Source organism: Kitasatospora sp. NRRL B-11411 (genome assembly GCF_000721345.1).
GTDB lineage: Bacteria > Actinomycetota > Actinomycetes > Streptomycetales > Streptomycetaceae > Kitasatospora > Kitasatospora cineracea.
Genome location: NZ_JOGH01000237.1, coordinates 1 through 4,026 on the forward strand (window position 1 = coordinate 1; position 4,026 = coordinate 4,026).

Here is a 4,026-nt window from a genome sequence, read left to right on the forward strand (position 1 = left end):
GATGGGGGGGGTGGGTGCGGGGCAGCGCGGTGGGGTGCGGGGCGCGGGGCGTAGGGGGCGGGGCTACGGTCGGCGGGTGGTTCGCAGGGCGTGGGCGGCGGTGGCGGCGGCCAGGGCGGCGAAGGCCAGGGTGGCCGTGCCGAGTGCGGTCCAGGTGAGCGGGCGCCAGGCGGGTGCGGCGGTGCCGTGCAGCCAGCGGATGGCGAAGTTGGCGGTCGCGGCGGTGGGGAACGAGTAGACCCAGACGTTGGGGTGGAACGAGCGCTGCCACAGCTGGGGCAGCAGGAACGTGACGAGCAGCAGGCTGAAGGCGACCAGGCCCGCGAAGCCCTGGCCGACCGCGTCGACCGGGCCCGGGTGGGCGGCCAGCCAGGCCAGGCCGCCCACGGTCGGCGGGATGCCGAGCACGGCGAGCGTCGGCCGGGCGGGGACGGGCAGCGCCGGGTTGGCCACCAGGCTGCCGAGGACGACCGTGCCGAAGGCCAGCCAGTACAGCAGGCCGACGGCGAAGGCCGCGGTGGCGACGCCCGGGAGGTGCAAGGCCGTCGCGGTGACGGCGGCGACGAACGGGCCCGAGGAGACCGGCAGCAGGTAGCCCGGGTGCAGCGGGACGGCGCTGAGCCCGCCGGTCAGCCAGTGGGCCAGCAGCCGGGCCGCGATCACCGCCGTGGCGGCGGCGAACAGCGCGTACGCCCAGCGGGCCGCCGCCGGGTCGAAACGGGCGAAGTGGGCGGTGCCGAGCATTCCGACGATCGGGAGGTAGGAGAGGGCGAAGCCGTGGCCGGGGTGGCGCAGGTCGCCGAGCAGGTTCGACCGGCGGGCCCCGCCGTGGCGGACGTACCCGGCCAGCAGCACCAGCCACACCAGGGCGCTCAGTGCGAAGAACGCGTCGCTGACCGCGAGGGGCGCGCCGACGGTGGCTGTCGCGGACTGCCAGGCGCCGCCGAGGCCGGCGGTGCCGAGCGAGACGGAGAGCAGTCCGAGGCGTCCGGCCCGGCGGTGCCGGCGCGGGTCGTCGTCGGGGGCCGCCGCGCGGGCGGGCGGGGCGGGCTGGTCGGGCTGGTCGGGCGCCGGGGTGGACGCCGGAGCGGGCCCGCTGGTCAGTGCGGTCATCGGGGCCGCCCGGGCGCGGCGGTCGGGTGCGGGTACGGGTTCGGCTGCGCGGGCGGGTGCGGGTGCGGGTTCACGCGACGAGGGAGTCGAAGACGTCGAAGAAGTTGTCCAGCGGGGCCCGGTCGCGGGTCACCTTGGCCCGGAGTACGGCGCCTTCCCAGGCGTTGACCAGGAACTGGCCCAACTGTTCTGCGGCGACGGGGCTCTTGAGGGCCCCGGCCGCACGGGCTTCTTCGAGGACCCGGGTGACGGCAGAGGTCCAGGCGTCCAGGCGTGCGTCGACCTGGGTTCGGACGGTGTCGCTCTGGTTCGCCAGCTCCGTGCCGAAGTTGCCGAACATGCAGCCGCGGGCGTAGGAGAAGCGCTCCAAGTCCGCGGCGAGGTACTCGAAGTGGGCGCGCAGGCGGGGGACGGGGGCGAGTGCCTCGTCGTGCAGCAGTTCCAGCTTGCGGGAGGCGGCGTAGCGGTCCATCACCTCGCCCGCCAGCGCCTCCTTGCTGTCGAAGTGGTTGTACACCGAGCCCTTGGGCACGCCCGCGGTGCGGGCGATGTCCTGGATGCCGGTGCCGTTGAAGCCGCGCTCGTGGAAGCACTCCACGGCGGCCTCGACCAGTTGTTCACGGACGCTGGGCCTGGGCATGTACGACTCCTTCGCTCTCCTTCCTCGAAGAATATGAACGGTCGTCTTGAGCGTCAAGCCGGGTGGGTGGCGCGGCGGGACGGTGGGGTGGGGGGCGCTTGCGCCGTTTAAGACGGTCGGTCATATTGGAAAGGCGCGGCCGGCGATCAGCCACGGCCCGCCGACCATCCGAGGAGCAGCGACATGACCACCTACCGGGCCGTCCAGGTCACCGGCACCCGCGATTTCCGCCTCGTCGACCGGGAGCTCGTCGAGCCCGCGCCGAACCAGGTCAGGGTGCGGGTCGAGTACTGCGGCGTCTGCCACACCGACGTCCTCGCCGCCGAGGGGCTGCGGGCCGATCCCGGGCAGCCGATCGTGCCCGGGCACGAGATCGTCGGGGTGATCGACGCCGTCGGGGCGGGTGTCGGGGCCTGGCGGGTCGGGGAGCGGGTCGGGATCGGCTTCCTGGCCGGTCACTGCGGGGAGTGCGACCCCTGCCGGCGCGGTGACTTCGTGAACTGCCGGTACCAGGAGCAGACCGGCACCACCGTCGACGGCGGTTACGCCGAGGTCGTCTACGCGCGGACCAGCGGTCTGGTGCGCGTCCCCGACGAGGTGCCGCCCGCCGAGGCGGCGCCGCTGCTGTGCGCCGGGCTGACCACGTTCACCGGGCTGCAGCGGATCGGCGCCCGGCCGGGTGCGCTGGTCGCGGTGCAGGGCATCGGCGGGCTGGGGCACCTGGCCCTGCAGTACGCGCGCAGCCTCGGCTACCGGGTCGTGGCGATCGCCCGGGGCCGCGAGAAGGAGGCGCTGGCCCGCGAGCTCGGCGCGCACCACTACATCGACAGCACCGAGGGGAACGTCGCCGACGCGCTCCAGGCCCTCGGCGGGGCGGCCGCGATCCTGGCGACCGCGGCCAGCGGCGCCGCGATGAACCCGCTGGTGGCGGGGCTCGCCCCGCGCGGGCGGCTCGTCGTCCTGGGGGCCGCGCCCGACCCGATCGAGGTCGGCACCGCCGACCTGCTCTTCGGCACCCGCACCATCCAGGGGCACCTCACCGGCACCCCGATCGAGAACGAGGACAACCTGTCCTTCAGCGCGGCCCACGGGATCACCCCCCGGATCGAGCTCTTCCCGCTGTCCGAGGCCCCGAAGGCGTACGCCCGCATGCTCTCGGGCGGGGCCCGCTTCCGGGCGGTCCTGGACGCGCGCGGCTGAGAGCCCCTGCGGGGGGTACCGGGGCGGGGCGGCCCTGCGGGATGATCATCCGCATGGTGGATGTGGTGTTCTTCGATCTGGACGGAACGCTGGTCGATCACCGCCGGGCGGCCTTCGCCGCGATCGGCGGGATCGTCGGGGGCGCGACGGGGGCGACGGAGGCGGTGGGGTCGGCAGGACCGGCGGGACCGGCGGGACCGGCGGGGTCGGTCGCGGAGCTGGCGGCGGAGTGGTGGGCGTTGGAGGCCCGCCACATGTGGGAGTACCTGGCCGGGGAGTGCTCGTTCGCCGAGCAGCACCGGCGGCGGGCCCGGGCCTTCCTGCCGTTGCTGGGTGAGCCGGTGTCCGAGGACCCGGCGGCGCTGGACAGGTGGATCGCCGAGCGGTACCTGCCCGCTCTTGAGGAGTCCTGGCAGTGCTACACCGACGTGCTGCCCTGCCTGGAGGCCCTCGGACGGATGCCGGGCCGCCGGCCCCGGCTGGCGGTGCTCACCAACGGGGACCCCGGGCAGCAGCGGGCCAAGCTGGACCGCTTCGGGCTCGCGGGGCACTTCGAAGCCGTCCTGACCCCGACCGAACTCGGCGCCGCCAAGCCCGCGGCCTACGCCGCCGCCTGCCGCCGGATGGGAACCGTCCCCGCACGGGCGGTCAACGTCGGCGACATGCTCCCCACCGACGTCACGGCGGCCGCCGCGGCGGGGCTCACCGGGGTCTGGCTGGACCGCGGCGTCGACTTCGTCACCGGCGGCCCGTCGCCCGTCGCGGAGCCGTCGGTGCTGCGGATCGAGCGGCTCACGGAACTGCCGGATCTGCTGGCACAGATGGGGAGTTGACGGGAGTGACGAGCGGGCGGTCGGACGGACGGGCGACCGGCCGACGGCCCGCCCGCCGTCGCGGGGTCGGCTGCGCTTCGGGCCGAACGGCTCGCCGGGCTGCCGGATTCGCCTGCCGGGGAGGGCAGTTGACGTGCCGTCCGTTGTCGCGTCGGTCGGCGGCGCTGCCCGTCGTGGGGCTGTCGGCGTGGCGGGTCGAGCAACTCGCCCGGCTGCCAATGGTGCTGGGGTGGGCGGGGG

The 4,026-nt window shown here is 75.1% G+C and carries 4 protein-coding genes; 2 read left to right on the forward strand and 2 right to left on the reverse strand.

Annotation, left to right across the window (positions count from 1 at the left end; translation table 11 throughout):
• Positions 1–63: 63 nt before the first annotated feature.
• Together IH44_RS0139365 and IH44_RS0139370 are read right to left on the reverse strand one after the other, a co-directional pair.
• Positions 64–1,113 carry a hypothetical protein gene (locus tag IH44_RS0139365; protein WP_051818303.1) on the reverse strand — a complete coding sequence of 350 codons (1,050 nt, stop codon included), beginning with the start codon at positions 1,111–1,113 and terminating at the stop codon, positions 64–66.
• Between the two features lie 70 nt (positions 1,114–1,183).
• The gene (locus IH44_RS0139370) at positions 1,184–1,753 is read right to left on the reverse strand and encodes a TetR/AcrR family transcriptional regulator (RefSeq protein ID WP_030464667.1); all 570 of its coding nucleotides are present in this window, start codon (positions 1,751–1,753) and stop codon (positions 1,184–1,186) included.
• A gap of 183 nt (positions 1,754–1,936) precedes the next feature.
• Between IH44_RS0139370 and IH44_RS0139375 the strand changes: the two genes are divergently transcribed.
• Together IH44_RS0139375 and IH44_RS0139380 are read left to right on the forward strand one after the other, a co-directional pair.
• The gene (locus IH44_RS0139375) at positions 1,937–2,953 is read left to right on the forward strand and encodes an alcohol dehydrogenase catalytic domain-containing protein (protein WP_030464668.1); all 1,017 of its coding nucleotides are present in this window, start codon (positions 1,937–1,939) and stop codon (positions 2,951–2,953) included.
• Between the two features lie 53 nt (positions 2,954–3,006).
• Positions 3,007–3,786 (forward strand): HAD family hydrolase, encoded by a 780-nt coding sequence (locus IH44_RS0139380; protein ID WP_030464669.1) that lies wholly within the window; start codon positions 3,007–3,009, stop codon positions 3,784–3,786.
• The last annotated feature ends 240 nt before the right edge of the window (positions 3,787–4,026 follow it).